Annotated in this window: 18 protein-coding genes; all 18 read right to left on the minus strand. The window is 62.3% G+C overall.

All coding sequences use genetic code 11. The annotated features are described in order from the left end of the window. Positions 1–11: 11 nt before the first annotated feature. Positions 12–1,745, minus strand: a complete 1,734-nt coding sequence (locus tag C5L14_RS21120; protein WP_181161274.1) for a portal protein — start codon at positions 1,743–1,745, stop codon at positions 12–14. 19 nt (positions 1,746–1,764) lie between these two features. Then, positions 1,765–2,004 carry a hypothetical protein gene (locus C5L14_RS30430; RefSeq protein ID WP_181161275.1) on the minus strand — a complete coding sequence of 80 codons (240 nt, stop codon included), beginning with the start codon at positions 2,002–2,004 and terminating at the stop codon, positions 1,765–1,767. Between the two features lie 230 nt (positions 2,005–2,234). Beyond that, positions 2,235–2,708 carry a hypothetical protein gene (locus C5L14_RS21125; protein WP_105864053.1) on the minus strand — a complete coding sequence of 158 codons (474 nt, stop codon included), beginning with the start codon at positions 2,706–2,708 and terminating at the stop codon, positions 2,235–2,237. Between the two features lie 252 nt (positions 2,709–2,960). Continuing rightward, positions 2,961–3,398 (minus strand): DUF6911 family protein, encoded by a 438-nt coding sequence (locus C5L14_RS30050; protein ID WP_146126986.1) that lies wholly within the window; start codon positions 3,396–3,398, stop codon positions 2,961–2,963. Positions 3,399–3,400: 2 nt separating this feature from the next. After that, positions 3,401–6,922 carry a cytidine deaminase-like fold-containing protein gene (locus C5L14_RS30855; protein WP_181161276.1) on the minus strand — a complete coding sequence of 1,174 codons (3,522 nt, stop codon included), beginning with the start codon at positions 6,920–6,922 and terminating at the stop codon, positions 3,401–3,403. Positions 6,923–7,812: 890 nt separating this feature from the next. Beyond that, the gene (locus C5L14_RS30055) at positions 7,813–9,645 is read right to left on the minus strand and encodes a hypothetical protein (RefSeq protein WP_146126987.1); all 1,833 of its coding nucleotides are present in this window, start codon (positions 9,643–9,645) and stop codon (positions 7,813–7,815) included. Between the two features lie 177 nt (positions 9,646–9,822). Beyond that, positions 9,823–11,268: a terminase large subunit domain-containing protein gene (locus C5L14_RS21145; RefSeq protein ID WP_105864057.1), complete on the minus strand. Its 1,446-nt coding sequence runs from the start codon at positions 11,266–11,268 to the stop codon at positions 9,823–9,825. After that, positions 11,180–11,518: a hypothetical protein gene (locus tag C5L14_RS21150; RefSeq protein WP_105864058.1), complete on the minus strand. Its 339-nt coding sequence runs from the start codon at positions 11,516–11,518 to the stop codon at positions 11,180–11,182. Before C5L14_RS21150 ends, C5L14_RS21145 begins: the two co-directional genes overlap by 89 nt. Then, complete coding sequence (locus tag C5L14_RS21155) at positions 11,505–11,705, minus strand: hypothetical protein (RefSeq protein WP_105864059.1); 201 nt, start codon at positions 11,703–11,705, stop codon at positions 11,505–11,507. Before C5L14_RS21155 ends, C5L14_RS21150 begins: the two co-directional genes overlap by 14 nt. A 505-nt stretch (positions 11,706–12,210) precedes the next feature. Continuing rightward, complete coding sequence (locus tag C5L14_RS21165; protein ID WP_105864061.1) at positions 12,211–12,657, minus strand: hypothetical protein; 447 nt, start codon at positions 12,655–12,657, stop codon at positions 12,211–12,213. 94 nt (positions 12,658–12,751) lie between these two features. Continuing rightward, positions 12,752–13,021 (minus strand): hypothetical protein, encoded by a 270-nt coding sequence (locus C5L14_RS30060; protein ID WP_146126988.1) that lies wholly within the window; start codon positions 13,019–13,021, stop codon positions 12,752–12,754. Positions 13,022–13,025: 4 nt separating this feature from the next. Then, positions 13,026–13,271, minus strand: coding sequence for a DUF4951 domain-containing protein (locus C5L14_RS30985; protein ID WP_428832643.1), 246 nt, complete (start codon positions 13,269–13,271; stop codon positions 13,026–13,028). Between the two features lie 23 nt (positions 13,272–13,294). Next, positions 13,295–14,002: a hypothetical protein gene (locus tag C5L14_RS30065; RefSeq protein ID WP_146126989.1), complete on the minus strand. Its 708-nt coding sequence runs from the start codon at positions 14,000–14,002 to the stop codon at positions 13,295–13,297. 311 nt (positions 14,003–14,313) lie between these two features. Next, positions 14,314–14,724: a DUF6911 family protein gene (locus tag C5L14_RS30070; RefSeq protein ID WP_146126990.1), complete on the minus strand. Its 411-nt coding sequence runs from the start codon at positions 14,722–14,724 to the stop codon at positions 14,314–14,316. Next, entirely contained in the window at positions 14,721–18,662 is a 3,942-nt protein-coding gene (locus tag C5L14_RS21170) for a cytidine deaminase-like fold-containing protein (RefSeq protein WP_105864062.1), read from the minus strand. Before C5L14_RS21170 ends, C5L14_RS30070 begins: the two co-directional genes overlap by 4 nt. Positions 18,663–19,170: 508 nt before the next feature. Further along, entirely contained in the window at positions 19,171–19,677 is a 507-nt protein-coding gene (locus tag C5L14_RS21175; protein ID WP_105864063.1) for a hypothetical protein, read from the minus strand. Between the two features lie 258 nt (positions 19,678–19,935). Continuing rightward, positions 19,936–20,325 carry a hypothetical protein gene (locus C5L14_RS21180; RefSeq protein WP_105864064.1) on the minus strand — a complete coding sequence of 130 codons (390 nt, stop codon included), beginning with the start codon at positions 20,323–20,325 and terminating at the stop codon, positions 19,936–19,938. A 52-nt stretch (positions 20,326–20,377) separates the two neighbouring features. Beyond that, positions 20,378–20,545, minus strand: a complete 168-nt coding sequence (locus C5L14_RS30435) for a hypothetical protein (protein ID WP_181161277.1) — start codon at positions 20,543–20,545, stop codon at positions 20,378–20,380. Positions 20,546–20,703: the final 158 nt, after the last annotated feature.

Genomic DNA, 20,703 nt, shown 5'->3' on the forward strand with positions numbered 1-20,703 from the left:
AAACGGCCGCCTTATTCCGGCGCGCCGGCCATACCGTTGCCGAGAATGGCGGCAGCCTGGCCGACCGCCGGCATCAGGTTCTTGGCCGCCTCGCCGCCGGTCTTGGCCATTTCGAGGGCGGCCTGGGCCTGCTGCATCTGCTGCTTGGCCTGCCTGATGGCGTCGCGCTCCTCGGTGGTCTTGAGGATCCTGTGGGGGGCGCCCTCGATCTCGGTGACGGTCCGTGCGATGGCGTCGAGGTCGAAATTGTCGACCACGCTGGGATCGACCTGCGCCAGCGGCAGCACGGTGGAGAGCGTGCGCTGAATGCCGATGCCCTCCTGGCTGCGGCGCAGGCGATCGAGCGGAGAGGTGAAGCGCGCGCCGAACTCCCGGCCCTTGAGGCTGTCGGGCGGCTCCAGCGGCGAGCCGGCCTGCATCGCGCCCTTGCGCTCCATGATGCCGGCCAGGCGGTCGACGTCGCGCCCCATGGCGATCTGGATGCGCCCGCCGGCTGGCCCCAGCAATTCGCCCTTTTCATTAGCCCGGATCATCGCCTCCGTCGCCGTCATGTTCGGGTTCTGGATCAGGATCTGGAACAGCGAGACATAGAGGCTGTCATTGATGGACTGGCGCTCGGCCGCCAGGATCTCGTTGACGAAATCGGGCCGGGCGCCGGGCTGGAGCGGGACGATCAGCTGCCGGCCGTCCTGGCTGACCGCGCGGTAGTTGATCTTGCCCGGATTGAGGTTGGGCCGGTTCATCACCCCGTCATGGGCGACGCCCCAGGGCGGGTCCATATAGCCCTGCAGCCCGCGCAGCGAGAGCTTGCGGATGGCGTTGAGGCCCTTGATGTCGGCCATGGCCAGCATCACCGGCGACTGGGCATAGGGGCCGTCGACATCCACCGGCGCCCAGTAATAGACGATGAAGGGGAACTCGTAGAAACCGCTCTCGCCGATCAGCTTCATGTGGTCGCGGTCGACATAGAAGGAGGCGAAGGGCGCCTTGCGGTTGGTGCCGCCACCGGAGCCGGCGCCCATTCCGGTTTCCCGGCGCGGCTGCACGGCATGGATGACGGTGAAGGCGCGATCCTTCTCCGCCTGGTTCTCGGCCGCCCTCACGACCTGGTCGGCAAGCTTGTCCGGCCCGAATTGCTGCACCATCTGGCGGGCCGTCATGGTGAACTTGCGATAGAGCGTGTCGGGCTCGCCCTGGGCATCGACGGCGAGATAGCACTGGCTGAGCGGCAGATGGCGGTAGAGCACCGGCGCGGCGGCGCTGCCCGCGCCGAGATTCTCCTCGGCGAAGGAAATGCCGGTGCCGAGCGCGATGGCCGAGCGCAGCGCCTTCTGGTGGGCGCCGATGAAGCCGGAACGCGGGTTGTAGCGCACGGCGAACATGTAGTCGCGATAGCGCTCGAAATACTCCTTCTCCTCGTCGCTTTCCTCGGGCGCGAGCGGATCGGTGGCCGCCAGCCCGTGCCATTTCTCGGACTGGGGCGTCACCAGGCTTTCCATGCCCGAGGCCAGCCGGTCGACGGCGCGCATGGCGGTGTCGTCGAAGCGCTGGCGCCCGCGCTCCACCGCAACCGGCGCCTGGGCAAAATTGTCATAGGCGCTGGGATTGAGGGAGGAGGAGCCGGGCAGGAAGCGATAGGTGTCGGGCAGGCAATAGGTGGCGATCTCCTGCCAGACCGCCTCCCATTGCGTGCGCTGGTTGGCGAGCGCATCCAGGCGCTGCACGAGGTCGTTCTCGATGCTCATGGTGTGGTGCTCACTTGCTCTATTGCGTGCGGCCGAGCTGCTGGACATTGACGTTCTGGCCGTAATTGGGATCGCCGAGCCCGCCGGTGAGCTGGGTCTGAGCGGCGCCGTTCTGGTTGCGCACGCGGCGCAGGGCCGTCTGCACGGCGGCCTGGTTGGCGTCGTCCTGGCGGTTCGGCACCGGCGGCGGCGGAGGCAGAGGCGGGGGCTTGGGCGCGCTGAAGCACATGGTCTGGCCTTTCGTTGGGGGCGGATGCACGGGCGTCTCGCCCGTTCTTGGAGGTGATGTGTATGACGGGAAGAGGCGGACGAGACGTCCGCGGTCCCAGCCTCGGCGTTTTCTGAGCAAACTTTCCCGGCATCGCGCATGAAGCGATGCGGCTGGGACCGCGGACGTCACAGCGACATGTCTGCATGTCGCGGCGTCCGCCTCTTGGAGAGACTGCCTGCCGGAAAGGCGGAATGCGCGAGACGCCCGTGCACCCGGCTTCAGGAGCGACTTCCCGTTGCCGCGTAAGTCACGAAATCGAGGCCGCCGCGACCGTAGTCGAGGGCAATTCCTTCCCGCCGAAAGCCCAGGCCTTCCAGCCAGCGATGCGAGAGATCATGGTCGATGGCGGTGCGCACCTCGATGCGGCGGAAGCCCTCCGCAATCAGCAACCGCCGCACGCTGCTTCTGGCGAAGCGGGTGACGGCGGGAATGGCCCGGCGCATCCGGCGCGTGCCATAGGCCCAGCCGGAGCCGAGGCCGGGAAACAGGCGGGTGACGCCGAAGGCGGCGACGGGATCGCCTTCGATCCAGGCCGTCCAGGCGAGATCGGTGGAGGAATGGAACAGCATGGTGCCGATGGCCGTATCGCTTTCCTCGATCACGGCGCGGATCTCCCGCCTGTCCTGGTCACGCATGGTAGCGGCGATAAAGGTCATGTCCCGCAGCGTGGCGGGGCGAATGGTGACGGACATGCTATCGGAAGCCTTGCTTGGGACCTCCGCGCTCACGGGGAGGACGAATGCTGCGACCAGGCCTGGCACAGGAGCGCCGGCACCCCAAACGCAAAGCGCCCAGCCTTGTGAGCCGGGCGCAATTTCTTATGGTCGTAGTATGCCAAGAATGCGGGCGTCGGTCAATCTTGTAGTCGGCAAAGTTTTAGCAATTTTACAGCTGCTTACGATGCACCATCAACCAGATTCGCCATCAGCGTAACCCTATGACCATCATTTGGGTTTGGGGGGCCATGTCAGCAGCGGTGAGGTCACGTTCTGCGTTTCAAGAAACTCCTTGAACATCTGGCGGATCGGCGGGAAGTCTTGGGTGATGCAGCGTTCATTCCAATCATGCTCATCGGGAAAGTCGATTATACCGGCTGGCCTTGCTTCATCGAACATGCAACGATATACGCGCTCTCCATCGACGACATCGTAGAATTCTATTTGAAAATTTCCTTGATGCGCTTCGACATTCAGCATTTTGTCGAGCGTCTTGCTGTCATTATCGTTGGCGTCGAGCCTGACATTTCCTGTGCCTTGCTGTTCGAGCATCGTTAGTTTCTCAAGCACTCGATCCCAAGGGGGATTGCGAATGGAACGATGACCATATTGGTCGTCATCCAAATGCCAGCTAAGGCTTAGATGTTTGCGCAGTATTTCTGGCATCTTCAATCTCCGTCCGATGCGGTGAATTTTGGATCTCCGCTCTTCCAGTATAGTGTCTTGCCGCTAGTTTGTTCGTAGATCGTCCATTCCTTCAATCCGGCTTTCTCGGCGGCTGCGGGAAGGTGCTCACGGCAGGAGGGGCATAGATCGCGTCCTGACACGACCATCCTCAAGCTCCTGCCTTGTGTGCGGCCTTGGTCGTAAAGCTGCTGCAAAACATATAGCTCAGCATGCGCATCATACATTGTCTCATTCGGCCTTGTACCGTCGCGAGAGGGTGGTCTGTTCTCTCTTCGTACGGAGTCTGCAGCCAGTGAGTCTTTATTCTTATCGCCTCGATCAGGCCTGGATCCCGGATTGACGGAGTAGATCGGAGGGCCATCAGTCTGACCGATAGTAAATACGTCTGGCTGTGGCAGTGTTCTGTTGTTGTTTTTTTGATAATGGAGAGCTTTGGTTGCCCAATCTTCCTTAACGCCTGCTAGTTTCTCAAGAAAATCTTTGACCCAATCGGTTTCCGGTGTCACCCTTCGCGGTGGCGGTGACTGGCCGCCACCGCTGGCGCTAAAGCTTCCCCCTGAGCTGGGATTATCCGTCCGAGTTCGATAGGCGGCTTTGGCGACCTCCAAAGCAAGTGCCGAGTTACCTGTTCGTTTTAGCTCGGAGTCATAAGTGACCTCGTCATAGGGATTGTCCTTGGTCCAGACAGGGCGATGGATCGCTGGCTCTTTGGCTGGCGAGGCATTGGGGATGCCTGGTGTGCCGATTGGGATCGGATCCGATTGCGGCGCATCGGCCTCCCATAAAGGCTTGGGCGGCGTCCCCCACCATGCTCCGGGCATCGGGTCTTTTTGGCCGATTGCCTGCTGAACCCAGTTGGTCAACCGCCCACGCGGGCGTATGGCTGTGACCGTGACCGTGCCGTCTGCTTCTTTCTCCGGTGCAAAGGCGATGTCGTAGCTGAGGCCGTCCCAGCTGGTCGCCGTATAGTAGGGCTGCGGATCTCCCTGACGTTCGGCACGCATGAGCTGGAACCGGGCGTCCTGTATCGCGGAGTTCACATTGCCGATTTCGATGGAGAGGGAACGCTCCTTGAATTCCGCCGGAAGATCGGGAGCAAAATCCTTTTGGCCGTCCAGAAAGAGGCGCGTTATCGCGGGCGGTACAAGAACCTTGCCGAGCGGATCGACCGGGACGTAGTAGCTTTTGGGAATTGAGGTATCGGGATAATTTTCGGAGCCTTCCTCGGGTTGAGGCCAGATGCTGTTGCTGATCTCGCCGCCAATTATGCCCAGGAGCCCTGCTCCGAGCCCCTTTCCAATCTTGGATTTCCCTCCCGGGAGCGGAGCTGGCATTCGGCTTGCGCCATCGCTTTGAGTCGCACCAGGAAAGGCTGGATTGTTCTCGGTGTTCTGGAAGGCCAACTGCGTACCGGCGCCGGCCATGGGTGCCCGCATGAACATCCCCGGCGCCCAGCCATCCCCTTGCAGGCTGGCAAGATCCCGGTCGGTCTGGGCAATGGCGGCGGGGCGGTCGCCGCCATTGCTGCGCATGGCGTCTTCGATCATGCGGGTCCGAACGGTTTCGGCGCGGCTGGCCCGCTCGTCGCCGGTGAGGCTGGAGCCGAGGGCCTGGGCGGCGGCGGGGCCGAGATCAATGGCGGGGCCGGAGAGGGAGCGCATCGGGGCCGGGCCAGCGGGGGCGTTGGCTGCGGCGGCCGGGCTGGCGAAGGAGGCATCCGCCGGGTCGCCCGTCGTCTTGTCGCCGGCGTCGAGGCTACGGAGCGCGGCCGTGGCAAAGCGTTCTGCCAAAGGCGCGTCGCCCTTGGCATAGGCGATGGCGGCATATTCCAGCGCCGGCGGCAGGCCCGCCGATACCATCTGGCCGAAGATCGCTTGCTGCGCCCCGGGATCGGCGCCGGCGACGATCGCAGCACGCAAGGGCGCCAGCCGCTCGGCCATCGGCTTGCTGCGATCGCCGAAGGCGGCGAGCGCCTGGTCGACCATCGCCTTGGGTATGAGGCGGCGCTCTTCCACCGGCATGCCCAGCCTGTCCATGGCGGCATTGGTGGCCGACAGGGCCGCCTTCAACCGTTCGGGCGAATTGCCTGCCTCTTGCCAAAGCCGGTCGATCCGGGGATTGAGCGCCCTGACATAGGCATTGGGGTCCTTCGACCGGAAGGCGAGATTGAGGGCGATGGCCTGCCGGGCCCTGGCGTAGCGATCCCGTGCGCCATCCGGATCGGGGCCATCGCCCTGGGGGGTGAAGCGGGCGAGCCAGGCGCTCTGCTCGGCCGGCGTCATTGCCTTAATGGCATCGATATCGGCGCCGAGGCTGACGATGCGCTGGAAGTCGGCATAGCGCTGTGCGCCCGCCTGCGGGCCATAGGCCTTGGTGAAATCGGCGATGCCGGGCAGCGGGCCGTCATGGCGGCCGATGGTGGTCAGGTCCAGCGTGGCATCCCGTACGCCGGATTCGAGGGCGCCGCGCGACAGCGATTCGCCCTCCCTCCTGCGGGCGGCAGCCTGGTTGAGCAGCCGGTCCTGTTCCCGTGGCGGGATGTCGGCAAAGGCAGGATCGGCCGGGGCGTCGGCATAGCCGGGACCGGCGGAATAGATGGGCTGGCCGGCATCGGCGCCGAACATAGCGGTCTGGCGCCGATAGACCTCGGCGAGCGAGCGGGCGCCGCCGCTGTTGTGGTCGTAGAACACCCCCTTGTTGCTGGCGGCCGCCGCCGGGAACAGCTCGGCGGCCGATTGCTCCGGGTTTTCCCGCAAGGCCTGCAGGAATTTCACAGCGCCGGTAGCGCCGAGGAAATGCGCCATATAGGTGTTGGCGCCGGTGATCGGCAGCCCAGCCTTGGCAAGAGCGGCCTGGTTGTCGGCCGTCAGGGCCCGCATTGCCCTTTCCTGCTGGTCGGGATCGCCGCGGCCATCGGCGGAGAGCTCGAGGCCGGGATGTTTTTGCGCCAGCGCTGCCCAGGTTCCGGCGGTGAACTGATAGCGGCCCACGGCGACGGTCTGCCCGTCCGGGCCCCGGCTTGCCGCCTGGTCGTTGCCGCCGCTCTCGTGCTGGCGCACCAGACCGAAATAATCGAGGGCGCCGGGCGAGGCCGCGACCGGGGTCTCGCCGAAGGCGGGAAGCGGCAGGGTGCCCACCGGTTCGCCATAGAGCCTCTGCAGTGTCGGCCTGGCCCAGGCCGGGGCCTTGGCGAGCGTGGCCTCGATGTCGGGCGTGCCGTCCGGCTTCTTCAGGCCGCGATAGGCATCGGCCTCATCGAGCCCCCACACGGTGGGCGCCTGGCGGGTATCGACATGCAGGGACCTGCCGCCGGCATAAAGGCCGATGCCGCGGGCGCCGCTGGCGACGGCGGCCGCCAGGATGGCAGCCTTCTCAGCGTCCGACTTGCCGGCGATGTCGATGTCGAGCGCATTGCCGGCAAGATGCTGCGAGCCCCTGGCACCGCCCGCGGCGGCATTGGCGGCCTGGTCGCGCCGGCCGGACTTGACCTTGAGCTCGGGCACGACGCCGGCCGCCACCATGCCGTCGAGCAGGGCCTTCGTGGCGGGGCTGAGTCCGTCGATATCCGTCCCGGCGCCGCTGACCAGCCGGGTCTGGAATCGTCCCGTCGGTACCGGGCCGCGGCCGAAGGCGGCGGCGCCGGCTTCGGGATCCTCCCCATAGCGGGCATTCCAGGCCGTGGCGGCGAAGCCCTGCCGACCTGTTTTTGCGCCAGGGGCAGGCCGGAGCGATCGATCTGCTCGAAATAGCGGCGCTGCTCATCGGCGCGCGCGGCAGGATTGCGGGAGATGGCCTGTTCGGCCTCGGCACGCGAGCCCTCGATTTCCTGGGCCTCGTAGCCGGCGCGGTATTGCTGCTCGTAGATGGCCGCCTTCTCGGCGTCGAGCTCGCGCTGGGCGGAGAGCCTGGCGGCGAAGGCGGGGCGATTGCCCGGCGAAGTCTTCGCGATCAGCGCGCTGTCGCCTTTCTGTGTGGCTTGCAGATAGCGAGCGGCAAAGCCGCCGCCGCCCGGAGGCATGTTTCGGGTCGCCGCCTCGAATTCGGCCTGGCGTTCCCGGTTGCGCTGGGCGAAGCGCGCTTCGTCGTCGAAGGCGTTCTCGCGCGCGGCTTTGGCCTGGTAGGCCGCAAGACCCTCGCCAGCGGCGGTGAGGCCGCTGCCGAGGGCCTGCAGGCCCTGGCCGATCGCCTCGGCGCCGGTGCGCACCTGAGGCGTGGAGCCGGGGTTGAGGCCGATCTCGGCTCGATAGTCGGGAAAACGAGGCATGGCGGGATCCATCGGGGCAAAAGAAAAGCCCCGCCTGGAGGGGCGGGGCTGGGGATGAAGATGCGTGAAAAGAGCGTGGAGGCGCGTCGTTGGGGGCCTGTTCTCTTTCCAGGGGGCTTGCGGAAGCCTCTAGAAGCTGCTCAGAGCAGCACGTTTCCAGCTATTGGGAGCCACGCAGACATAAACATAGTTGGCATCGGCTTGCTGCGTACCCGCGGTGCAGGGAGCGCTCGATGAGGCTGGTGTAGCAAGCTGAGCGGTCAAGTGACCCGTAAAAGTTGCGTTGCCATCATCATCAAGTGTGAACGGCACCTTCTGGCCGGCGGTGTAAGCCAGCGCGCCTTTGCCAACCCAGGTCGAATAACGCAGCGTGTGTTGATTGATGGTCGATGCATCCGGGTTGTCTTTGAGACTCGCTCGACTTGTAAAATCAATCGTCTGATCAGGAGCTAAGCGAATGGCCGCTGCTTTGGAATCGAGCTTAAATCCCGAGGTGTCCAAAACGGCATTGCCAATTCTTGAATTGCCGCCAAACACGGTGGCGGCTTTTACATCTCCGTTGAAAAAGAAAGCATGGCTTACTTCGAGGTCGAAAGTGTTGCCAAATGACCAGATTACGTCGTTGTCTGGAATCTGCGGTGCAGCAAACATGCCGCCGGACTTGGAGTTACCGCCAGTATTATTCAAAGTATAAGTGCCAATTCCTCCGGTTGTACCGGAAGTCTGCGCCACTATCTTCAGAGGAATGGTAAAGCCAGGCGCGGAAATGTAGCTATCAGCCGCGAGAGAACCCGCCACGAGAGAAGTCACTTCGAGCTGGTCGCCTGTAATCTTTCCAACGAATCTTGCCGGTTCGGGCCAGTGTGGCTGCGTCACTCCCGTTGTGCCGCCTTTCGTGCAATACCAAGTGTAGGTATTGCCGTCCGCGGCCGTTATTTTCACGACGCTCGCGCCCTTCCTTGTATCTGGGCTCGAGGTTTCGTCAAGCGAATGGACGGGCTTGTTCGAAAACCAGCGCCAGTTCCCTTCATTGGTTGGATCTGCTGGATTCCACAGATCCATTGGCATGAAACTCAGATAAAATCCGACCCGGCCGCCGGCGACCCCAGCGTTATAATATTTGGAATCCCAAGGCATCCAGTCATATCCATTTGCCTTGATGTTCCCCTCTTCCATCCAGTTGGAAAAAGCTTGAGGCAACCGACCGGTGAAATCGTAGCTCTGGTTAACGAAACCCCAGGTCGAATTCTGGCCATAGCGGTTGGTTTCAAGCATGGCCGTCACATCGTACGCAGCAGACGGGTGTTGTCCGAAAGAGTCCAATTTGCCGTATATTGCGCTGGTGTTGCCCGTAGACGTCGGGCCTGTGACTGCAACGCTGTTGGACGCCGAATATTGCTGGTAATTTCCTGACCATGGGCCAAGAAAGTTTTTATCCATGTTCCAAAGAAAAAAACTCGCTGGGTAGTTGAATTTCTTCGTATTAATAAGACTTTTTGCTGCGTAAAAAGAGGCATTATTATAACTTAGCGTTAGGTCGCCATCTCCTACAGGGGGCGGGTAGGCGCCCGGCTGAGTTCCATTGAAAATCCAAGTTTCTATTTTATTCGGATCCGTTGCGATGATTGTGCCGTTCCATAGGCTGGTGTGAGGCACCTGGATAACGGAACCCGAGGGCAGGACATTGTCGTAGATATTTTGGACCGTGATCTGATCACTGGCGGAGCCGTCGAGTTTGGCGCCGAGCTTGGAGAGATTGACCATGTCCTCCGGCAAGTTTGCCCGCGGGACGCGAGCCGACCCGTCGAGGGGCGCTACGCCGTTTGCCGCGCCAACGGATGATTGTGGCACATATTGCGCGAGTGCGGGCGTGCTCAAAAGCGTCGTAAGTAGCAATATGAACCTTGCCGCGCTCGCGCGGCTGGCAGGATAAAGACAGCGGAGTTTTGGGTTATAGGTCATGCTTCAGGGCTCCTCTGAAAAGGTGAGCGTTGAGATGTCGGGGGATGCGTTCCAGGAAACACGGGGCTGGCCAAAAAAGGGGGGCGAGAGCGAGCGTGTTACGCAGGAAAGGAGGCGCTATCCCAGGGGAGGGGTGCGGAGGAAAAGGGGAGACGCGGCTCTCCTCACCTCTACCACTCAATAACTCAGCGGGTCGTAAGGCTGCGGTTCCGGGCGCATCAGGTCCAGGGCGGCCGGGTTCATTGTCGCAAACCTCAACATCATGATCAGGTACCGCGTGGCGCTCATCAGGTCGTCGCGCTCCTTCACCACCTTGCCGTCTTTGCGGTGATAGAGGCGGAACTCCTCCCACCACTCGTGGAGGTGGCGCGAGACCTTCAGGCGGCCGGTGCGCATGCGGTCGAGCAGCAGCATCAGCCCGGCCTCGACGCCGTTGGAGCCGTCCTCGAAGCGGGCGTGCTCGGGAAGCATCGCGAGGCCCTGGCGGCGATATTGCTCGGCGAGCTGTTCGCCCGAGCCCTTGTCGTGCTGCAACCCGTCATGCGGCCAGGCCCAGGGCAGCCAGTCGCCCCAGGCCCTGAGCGCCCCGGCATGCAGGAGCGGTGTCTGCTCGCGCGCCCGGAAGGCCCGGGTGAGATAGACCACGTCGGCGTCGCGGTCGTGATAGCCCATCACCGCGGCGAAGGGGTGGTCCCAGCCGAAATCCATGGCGCCGAGCGCCGGCCAGAACGGCTCGGGCCGGATCTGGTCGACGGCGATCATCGCCTCCTCCACCGGGAAGATGCGGCCCGAGCCGAGGATGGGAATGCCCTTGGCCCGGGCCTCGCGCTCGTGGACGGGATAGGCGGCGACGATGCGAGCCCGCATTTCGGGGGAATAATGGCCGGCATCGTCGATCGTCATGGTGGTGACGCTGCGGTCCCGGCTCGCCTCCGAGAGGAAGCGCCGCACCACCTCGGACATGCCGAGCAGCGGCGTGAAGGTCATCCAGGCGATGCCGCCGGTGGCGTTGGTGCGGGTGAGGCCCTCGGTATAGATGTCCTCGGGCGGCTCCTCGTCGAACCACAGCCAGTCGAGCGTCTCCCCCTGCCATTTCTCGCGGCCCTGCTCGTAGGATTTGAGCCCGATGGTGGAGGTGCCGCCGCTGACGTGGCGGACGCGGATGGAATCGATCAGCCCGGGCGTCGAGCGCGCCGAGACCAGGCCGACGATGTCGGCCCCGGGGATGGTGCCCGTGCCCACGGCCTCGGCGCGCCCCACCAGCATGCGCTGCACGGTGTCCCGCGTGGCGAGGCCGGTGACGCCGGCGGCCCAGGCAATCGTCGGCTTGTCGAAGCGCCGGCCCTGCCACCAGGGCGGATATTTTCCGGTGGCATGCATCGCCGCCTCGGCGCCGCCCGAATAGGTCTTGCCGAGCTGGTTGCCCGCCATGAACAGGCGTTCGCGATGCCCGGCGCCGGCCTGGTGGAAATCGGCCTGGCGCGGATAAGGCCGGTAGCGGGGCAGCCAGTCCGTGTCGAAGCGGCGCTTCTTCTCAGCGAGCAGCCTGAGCAGTTCCGATTTCAAGGCCGGCGCTCTGGCATTGGCGGAGGATTTCGCCGATGCGCCTGTCGAGTTCTTCATCGCTCAATCCGCGCTCGTCGAGGGGGGAGGCGACGTCCTTGGGCAGCAGGGCGTCGCATAGCTTGATGTAGGCGGTGGGGTTGTCGAGGCGCACGCGCTCGATCGCCCCGGCGCCGTGAGCGAGGAAATCGGCATGGAGGGCGGCGAGAAAGGCTTCGCCCAGGCCCGTGCTGGCCGATTTGGGCGCCGTGCCCGGCCTGCGCCGGGGGCTGCGTGGCCTTCCGGACGGGTTGCCATCAGCGTCGGTCATCGCCGCGGTCCCGGGCCGGTTCGGCCGTCCTGGCGATGAGCTGCCAATGCTCATAGCTCACGCGCTGGGGTCCCGGCCCGAACAGGGCTTCGGGCACCCCGGCGAGGAGATCGGCGAGGGCGGGATCCTCGGCCCGCTCGCGTTCCAGCCAGGCCTTGGCAAGGGCGAGTTCATGGTTCTCGGGCATCGATATACCTCCAATGAAAAACCCGCCGCGGCGGAGCCGGGCGGGCGGGGTGGGAATGGATGGGGCGTTTGCTCTATGAGTCCAGGTGTGGCAGATTTCGGCCTTGGCTATCGACGATTTCCCCGGCTGCACGGACGTCTCGTCCGTTCTTGGAAACGACGCCTTTGAAGGAAAGGCCGGCGTGGAGCAGATGGCTCTCGGAAAGGGCCACGAAGAAAACATTCGGCCTTTTAGACCGGACGCAATGTCTCAGGTTCACAATATGCCGGGAGACGATGTCTGTCAGTCGTATAACCGGCAAAAGACATTCGATCGGCGGTGCGGGTCGTTGAACTTGAAGTTGCAACGGTTCCTTGTCCAACTCCCAGTCCAGCCAACCCTCGCGATGCCCGAGTGTTCGTGAGCTAGGCTGGGCGGTCCATACTGGGTTCTGATTAATCTGCTATCGGCATGACCAAGTCGCGCGCTCGATTACAAAAAATTCCATTGCAATTGCGCAATCCTGTCAACTCTCAGGCAGTTTCAATTGCTTGCGCCATTCACCCAGCAGCACGTCGGACAAAAGCTCCGAGACGACTCCACTGGAAATGTCGCCGATATCCTCGCCATCGAGCGTGAACTCGATTTCGGCGGAATATCGGAAAGACTCATCGGTCAGGAAGTCGATGATGCTCTTGACATCATGGTAGCTTCTGATGTCGTCGTCCCTGTCGACGTTGCCTTTCAAGGTATCGAATATCTTTAGTTCCCCGCCAATAATAAAAGGACCTTCTTCTTCGCCTTCGTCGCCGTCTTCTCTCTGGAACAGGATTGGAGGATTGATGGCCCAGCTTCGGCTTTCCGTGAATGCCTCGAATTTTTCAGAAAAAGCCTCGACAAAATTCTCGAAGATCTCTCCAAAAACAAAAAACGAAAAGAAGCAAAATTTTGTTTTCTTGAAGGAAGGTTTCATATCACCTCCGTTGACATGAAGTGACCCGTGGGGAGTTCATAGACCGATAATAGATAAAATCGGATTGTGGAGATGTGATCGTTGCTTCGCCACCCTATGGATCATCTCTAGGAAAAACCTGATCTTCCGGGTCTAATTCCACACCGTCACGATAAACAGTGGCGATGCTATTTGGCCATGCATGCACCATTACGTATTTTCCTGCGTATTGAATTTCAAAGTTGTCACCAGGTTCGCCGCCGACACCCGTAATTGTTAAGTGTTCATCTGGCTCCAATGTAAAAAATTCAGCAAATGGTTCTAGTATGACGAGAAGATTGTGTTTTGCGCTATTAACGATGTGAAGATCTGTTTTGTATTCCATTTCATTAATCCTCCCAGTAATTTAAGATCGTCTGCATCAATTTCATTCTTGTGGGGGCGACGTAGTTGTTGTTGTTTCTCGAGAAATCATTCTGATATATATTAAACCAATATTCAATCATGGACTTTGTTGTACCTGCTGCTTTCATGCGTTCGATCTCGGAAGCGTTGATTTCAGACTTTCGCCTAAGTATTTCATCAGGGGAGCCTCTCCATTTCAGCACTTTATCCCCGAAATCAGTTCTGCTCATTCCTGGTGGGTGCGGGCGGTCCTTCAGTTTTGGAATCTGGGGGCTTGTGACACCTTTGCCCCGCTTGGTTGGCCTATCCTGGTCAGCTGAGAAATTTGATGTGCCTTCCTCGTTTCCAGGCGAAATACTGGGAAAGATGCCCCGCTTTCTTTGTTGGAAAGCTCCTTTGAGGCCTCATATGCAACTTCGCCTGAATGGCCTTCCCTGGTGAGGCGATCATAGTCGCGGCGATCATAAGGCTCGTCCGTAGAAGATGGCGGAGGTTGAAAGTCTGGGTTATTTAATGTTCTTGTTTTGTTCTTGTCAAGATTGCTGTTTGTGTCATTCACATTGAAGATTTCGGAGCCACCGTCGTGATTGCGATAATTATTGATTGCCGTCGCTAGGGCCTGCCGTCTGTTAAGTCCTGCCTTTCGGGCAGCATAGTAATCGCCGGGATCGAAAGGCTGATCCGGGCTTGAGGCGGGAAGCGGCTCGACGAGAGGCTCGGAGCCGTTTTCGCCGTCATCGCCGCCTGCGGGTGAGCTCAGGTCCGGAGGCTGCGCGGTGGCAGGGAATATGCCGAAGGTACCGAGAGAGGAGGCTCGCGGTTGCTCCGGCGGGGGCTTTCCAATTCTGGCCAGGGCTGGATCGCCCTCGGGGATGAACCAGCGCGTTTCCCAAGCAGCCTGACGTCCTTCCTGTCCTTCCGGAGTCGGTTTGGCTTGGGCCCCTTGCTGGACCGCCTGCATGGTGCGGGCAATGGAGTAGGCATAGGCCGGATTGCCGCCGGGGATGTGTACAGGCTGTCATAGACCGCCTGGTCATAAGGTGCCGCGGCGGTCTGGGGAGGGCGAGGTATCGGACCCGCCTGTCCGCCATCGAAGGATGGCCACACATCCGGTTCTCCGGACGTCGGCGTCCGGCGCGCCATGACGATCCGCGCTGGCTCACCTGGTTTGGCGCCCGGCGAGAGGATAAAAGTCTACTCAGGCAGTCCGCATCCGATGGAAGGCGCCAGTCGGAGTATCATCGGAGCACGTCGGCTATGGTACCGCTCATCTCACGGGTAGAGCCGTGGTGAGACGACGTTTAGAGTGTCGAAAAACTGCTTGAACACGTCATAGACCAAATCGTAGTCGGTAAAGATGATACGAGCATCCCAATCGGCGCCTTGCATTTCGTATTCGCTCCATGGGATATTTTCGTCGAACGATACACGGCGAAATGGTTCGCCATTCTCTCGATCATTGAAGACGATAAAGAAATGATCGTTCTGCGCATAGGCACTTAAGGATTTTCTATATTCCCGTTTTCCATTATCATATTTTAACGTTACCGAGCCGTCCTCATGATGTAAGGATTCCAATTTACTCAGTACTAAGTTCCAATCACAATTTGACTGACCACCTCCACCCTCTGGACGAGGAATGTCACGAATGAACCAACTAATATAGAAACCATTCTTGATCATTGGGAGTTTTCCTCTGCTTGCATAATTTCTTCCATATCGGGATGCCAATATTTGGTATGCCCTGTCGCCGTTTCATAGATGATCACACCTTTGAGCTTTGCAGCGCTTGCGGCCCTAGGGATGTCGCGCTCACACCATCCGCAAACATCGCGTCCGTTGACGACCAAGTAGAGAAGTTTACCTTCAGTTTGACCTGCCTCGTGAAGTTTCTGGATTACGACGATTTCTCCGTGACTGTTTTTCAGTGCCTCATTCGTCATCGGCCTGCCGCCGAATTTATCTCGTCTTGCCTTATCGAGCCGAACTTCATCCGCAGCAAGACTGTCTTGGTCAGCAGCATTGTAGTCGAAACGAGCCTTTTGACTCATGCTGAAGACTGGCGCACCGTCAGTGACGCCGGCGACTGTAACGTCAGGTTGTCTTTGTTGGATACCGGTTTCGATTTGCTGTTGGCGTTCTCTAACCGTCCAGTCGGCATAGCCCTGAATGATTGCTGCCCGGAGAAAACGGACCCAGGATGTTTCGTCATTGGCTGGCTTTGGCGCTTCTCCGTCGAGCGGATAGTCGGCTACCGTTGGCGCCGCCCCGCCCTGACTGGCATCCTTGATCCGTTTTTGCAAATCGGCTTTGGCAGCCTCCAAGGCATCAGCCGTATTCATTTTCGCGTCCCGATGGTAGCTGTAATCCGCCATGTCGATATGTTCGCCCGGACCAAGAACAGGTGGGGGATATGACGGGCTTTTCGGTGACTTGTTAGAAACAGTTGGGACGGGAAGGCCATCTGTGCCTTTATTTGGAGGTGCGGAGCGATAGGCATTCCTGGCCGCTTTGAGGGCTGCTCGGGGACTGCCGGTTAATATCAATTCGCTGTCATACTTCTTCTCATCATAAGGATCGCTTGGATCTTGAGGAGGGCGAGGTGGCACAGTCGGAGGTGAGGCGCCGCCCTTGTAGGTTTCGAACCCACTTCCCTTGTTGCGATAGTTACTGATCGCGGTGTCTAGAGCCTGTTGTCTAGTCAGACCCGCCTTACGGGCGGCATAGTAGTCGCTAGGGAAGAAGGGCTGATCCGGGGGCGAGGGCGGAAGCGGCTCGACGAGAGGCTCTGGGCCGTTTTCGCCATCTTCGCCGCCGGCAGGTGAGTTCAGGATCGGAGGCTGCGCGGGAGTGGGGAATATCCCGAAGGCGCCGAGAGGGGAATTTCGCTGTTGCTCCGACTGGGGGATCTTGGGTATTCTTTGCGAGCCAAGTGGTACCGTCCCTAGCTTCGGTTCCGTGGCCGGAGCGGGCTCTATCTCCGGCGCTGGCGTGCCGGACCACGGACCGGCTGGGGCACCTTCGTCGTGGACGAACCACCCGGAAAACCAGGCAGCTTCACGCTTGGATTTCCGCACTGCGACGACTGTTGCTTCGCTATCGGCGTTAGGCCCACGAGCGAAGGAGAAGTCGTAGTCACCGACCGTGTAGTACGGTCGGTAGCTGCCGTCGACCTGATCGGCAAACAGGTCTCTTCGTGCTGCAACGAGCGCGGTGTTGAAGTCGCCGAACTCTGCGGACTTCGCATGCGCATCCATCCCCACATCATCCCGGCGCGGAAGTGCCTCGACCTGGCGCTGTATGAAGCCCGTTATGGCGGGTCCGATGCGTGTCCCACCGAAGGGAGAAAGCGAATAACTCGATGGTACCGGCGAGTCGGGATAGGGTGCCGAGGCGTCTTGGGGCCGCTTGGCTTCATCGAACAGCAGCAAGCCCAAGGGATCTGCTCCGCGGCTACCCGGATTTCGTCGGAGCATTTCATTCGCTGACGGGGGCAGGGAACGCGGCTGCGTGGAGCGCTGACGATCTGGGTTTGCTGGGCGAGGCTGCGGAGGCAGTGTCTTGAGCGCGTTGTCATTCACTGGCTTGGCGGTTGTGGCGCCTGGCCTTTGGATGACCGCCTTGCCGGCATTGTCGACGGTGGCGCCGGGCGATGCGGGTATTGCAGGGGCGGTATTGACATTGGCCGGCTTGCCCGACCCCTCGGGGATCTCGAAGGGCGGATTGGCAGGCTTATTCGGGGTCGACCCCGTTACGCGGGCACCGCCATTGTCCTGAGCCATGCCGACGCCCGGCTGTACGTCGGTGACGGTCCTTGGCTGGGCAGCGGCATAGAGCGAGGGGCTGGCCCGGCGGATGGCCTGGCTGGCCCGGGCAACGGCGTCGTAGGGGTCGCCACCGTTCAGGGACAGGGTGTTCTGGACTATATTATCAAATAATTTGGCTGTGAGGGGATCGAGACCATTCCTGCCGGCTGCTTGCAGCCTCGCCAGTTCGCTGGCCATGGCGGGGCCGAGATCGATGGCGGTGTCGGTGCGCACCGGCTGCCAGGCGGCACGGGTGCCGGCAGCACCCGCTCCGCCGCGCAGGGCGAGCGGGCTCGTCGGCGCGGTGGAGGCGGCCGAGTCGGCGGGCTGGGCGAGCTTCGCGCCGGCGGCCGGCTGTGGGTGCCGGTTGCCGAAGGCGGTATTGGTGCCGAAGGCCGCGAGGAGCAGGCGAGCGGCGTTGTCGTCGTCGCCCCTGCCATAGGCGGCGAGCGCCGGCGCGGCGAGGCGCGGCAGGCCGAGTCGCATGGCCTGGGCGAACAAGCCGGCCTGCTGGGCGGGATCGTCGGGCGCGGTGATCAGGGCGCGGAAGGGAGCGATGCGTTCGGAGAGCGGCCTGGCGGTGTCGCCGAAGCGCATCAGCGCCTTGTCGATCATCGCCTTGGGCAGCACGGCGCGGCCCTGGGCGGGCAGGCCCAGCCCGTCCATGGCGGCGTTGGTGGCCGCCAGCGCTGCCTTCAGCCTGTCAGGCGAATTCTCCGCCTCGGTCCAGAGCTTGTCGATGGCGGGATAGACGGCCCTGACATAGGCGTTGGGGTTCTTGTTGCGCGCAGCCAGGTTGAGGGCGATGGCCTGCGCGGCTCGTGCATGGCGCTCCCGTCCCTCCACGAAATCGGGGCCGTTGCCGGTGAACTCGAACGCCTTGGGCCCGAGGCGGGCGAGCCAGGCTGTCTGCTCGGCCGGCGTCATCGTCTTGATGGCGTCGACATCAGCACCGAGCTTGACGATGCGCTGGAACTCGGCGTGGCGGCGAGGACCGTCCTCGCGGCCATAGGCCGCGACGAAGCGGGCCTCGTCCGGCAGGACGCCGTCATAGCGGCCTACGCTGGTCAGCGCCGTCTCGGCATCGCGTAGCGTCGGTTCGAGCGCGCCGCGGGCAAGGGCCTGGTTCTGGTCGCGCCGGAGGAAGGCATCGCCGATCAGCTGGTCGTGCTCCGCCTTGGGGATTGCGGCGAAGGCCGGGTCATTTCGGTCGAGGGCGGCGGCGCCACCCTCCGGATCATCGGCGAAGCGGGTGCGCCAGGCCGCCATGGCAAGGCCGCGCTCGGCATCCTGGCGGCGCTGGGCCTTCTGGGCCGGCGTCTGCCCGGAACTGTCGACCAGGCCGAAATAGGCTTGCCGGGCGGTCGCCAGCAGCGAGGGATCGCGGGCCACGTCCTGCTCATGGGCGGCAAAGGCGTTATCGAGTTCCCCGGCCTCGTAGCGCGCGCGCCCCTGCCGCTCGATCGCCGCCGCCTGACCGAGCAGGGCCTCGCGTTCGGCGGCCAATCTCGCGGCAAAGGCAGGGCGATTGGCCGGCGAAACAGCCGCCAGCAGCGCGCTGTCGCCCTTCTGCGTGCTCTGCATGATGCCGGCCGCAAAGCCGGTAGCGGCGGGGGGCATGGTGCGCGCGGCTTCGTCGAGCTCGGCCTGGCGTTGTTGCCGGCGCTGGTTGAACCGCTCCTCGTCGTCGAAGGCGTTTTGGCGATCGACCCTGGCCTGATAGGCGGCGGCCTCGGCAGGGACCTGGCTGGGAGCAGCAACGGGGAATTGCAGGCCCTGGCCACTCTCCGGGTCATAGTCTGGAAAACGGGGCATGGGGGTCCATCGGGCAAAAAAACCCCCGCCGAAGGCGGGGGTGGGGGATGGGACATGTTCAAGGATGGGGGGCGGGTTTCCGGCGAGGACCCGGAACCATTGCATTCGCCGGAAGCGGAATGGTCTCGCGACAGGCTCGCATGTGGCTGCGATCGGCGTGCCCGCAGGGAGTTGGTGTCGCACCTTCGAGCGTGGCGTAAGGACGCCGGGGGGCGGCGGCCCCGGGAAGGGGCCGACAGTCTCTGGCGTGTGGTCAGTGGGTCACAGTGTTGCAGGACCGGGCGGGTCGGCTCCGGTTGCGATGCTTGGAAGGCAGGCTGGAGCGCCGGCCAAGCCCGGCAATGAGAAGGGCTGGGCCGATTTGATGCGTGTTATCGACGAAGGAGTTCCTAGGGGATGGTCGCCAAGCTTCTTCGCCAAAGCGAGCGCAGAGCACAAAAAAACGCCCAGACCTTTCGGCCGGGCGCTTTTCCTCATAGTCTCAATTTGCCATATTGGCTGATTGGCGTCAACCCCATAGTCGGCAAAGAATATTCAATCCGCAGCGCAAATCACCGAGTTCGGCGTGCTGGTTCTGCAGGATGCAGGTCTTGAGAGCTCGGAGATAGCGCTTGCCGTCAGGCGCGTCGTTAAGGGCGGTGAACATGTCCTCATAGCGCCGGCGCGCCTGGGCAATCGCCTCGGCATCGCCAGCCTCCTCGCCATGACCGCCGCCGCCCAGCATCAGCATATCGAGCGAGCGCGGATTGAGCGAGGCAAAGCCCATGACCTTGGCGTAACGAACCACGGTGACGCCGAAGCGGCAGCCCGCCTCATATTGCCGGGCATTGATCTCTTGTTGCAGGCAGAGTCGTCCGAACACGGAACCGGCGAGCTGGCTGCGTGCGTCCCCGGGCCGGACGCCCACGCGAATACGGTTCCGGGTGGCCGTGGCGGTGATTTCGGCGACGCTCTCGCGCTGGAGCCGGCCCGACGGTTCGCGTTGACGGATCTTCAAGAAAGGAGAGGGGCGCATTCGGGGCGTCCTCCTGATGAGAGAAAGGATTGAGGGGAAAAGCAAAAAAGAGGCGAACATCGCGCATTGCGGCCGGTGAAGTTATTAAGCTGGCTTATAAATTTAATCACTCCTCAGTGCGGATGAGGTGTCACCCCAGCTGATCGCATTGAGGGGGGAGGGGTCCAGGACCACCCGGCAGTGGCGCTCGACCCCTGGATTGTCTTCCCCGCCGCTTTGCCCGCACCGGGAATGACGGCGTTGCAGATCACGGTTGCTTCAGCGCTCCAGAAAGCCGGCACACATCTCGGCGGGCGAGCCGATGGGAGAAAAGTCGAGGGCACGCCAGCTGTCGAGGGGCATCGCCGTCTCCGACCGCAGGGCGTAGCTTTCCCAGCGCTTGTCGAAGCCGTGTTCGCGCCGGATGTCGTAGAGATGCTGCAGTGCTGCCCGGCGATAGGCCTGCGCCTGGCGATCCTGCTCGCTCGTCTCCTCGCTCTCGCCTTGGGAAGGACCGAGCTGGGCCAGGAGGGCGACCACGGCACGATGATTGCGACCGAGGGCTCGGGCGATCTGACGCAGATTGGCCCCTTTGGCGCGCAGGGCACGCGCGGTTTCGAGCTGGTCCGCCGCGCAATAGTGCCGGGGCTTGCTATTCGGCATCGCCATGTGGATCTCCGATGAAAGGGATGGGGGAAAAGGGGAGCCGGAGGGCGGGCGCTCATCGCAGCCAGGCAGCGACCAGGCTGACTGTTGCGGCCAGGAGTCCGCCGGAGAGAGCGCACAGGGCGAGGGCAAGCAGCCGGCTGCCACCGTCGGGAGCTGCATCCGGCCGTGCGTCGGCTGCGATGTCGTGGTGGGCAATGCCCGGATCGTCCGGCTGCTGCATGAGGCGGCCTCCTTCTTCTGTCGTCGGGCCACGGTCCGCCACGGCGCCGCGGGACGCCTCCGGATTTCCGGGAGACGATGCGGGGCGCGCAAGGCGCTTGCCTAATCTGTTTTTTCGCACTGCCTGCCGGGAGATACCGCCTCCTCGAGGTCACTAGT

Source organism: Labrys okinawensis, assembly GCF_002982075.1.
Classification (GTDB): Bacteria; Pseudomonadota; Alphaproteobacteria; order Rhizobiales; family Labraceae; genus Labrys; species Labrys okinawensis_A.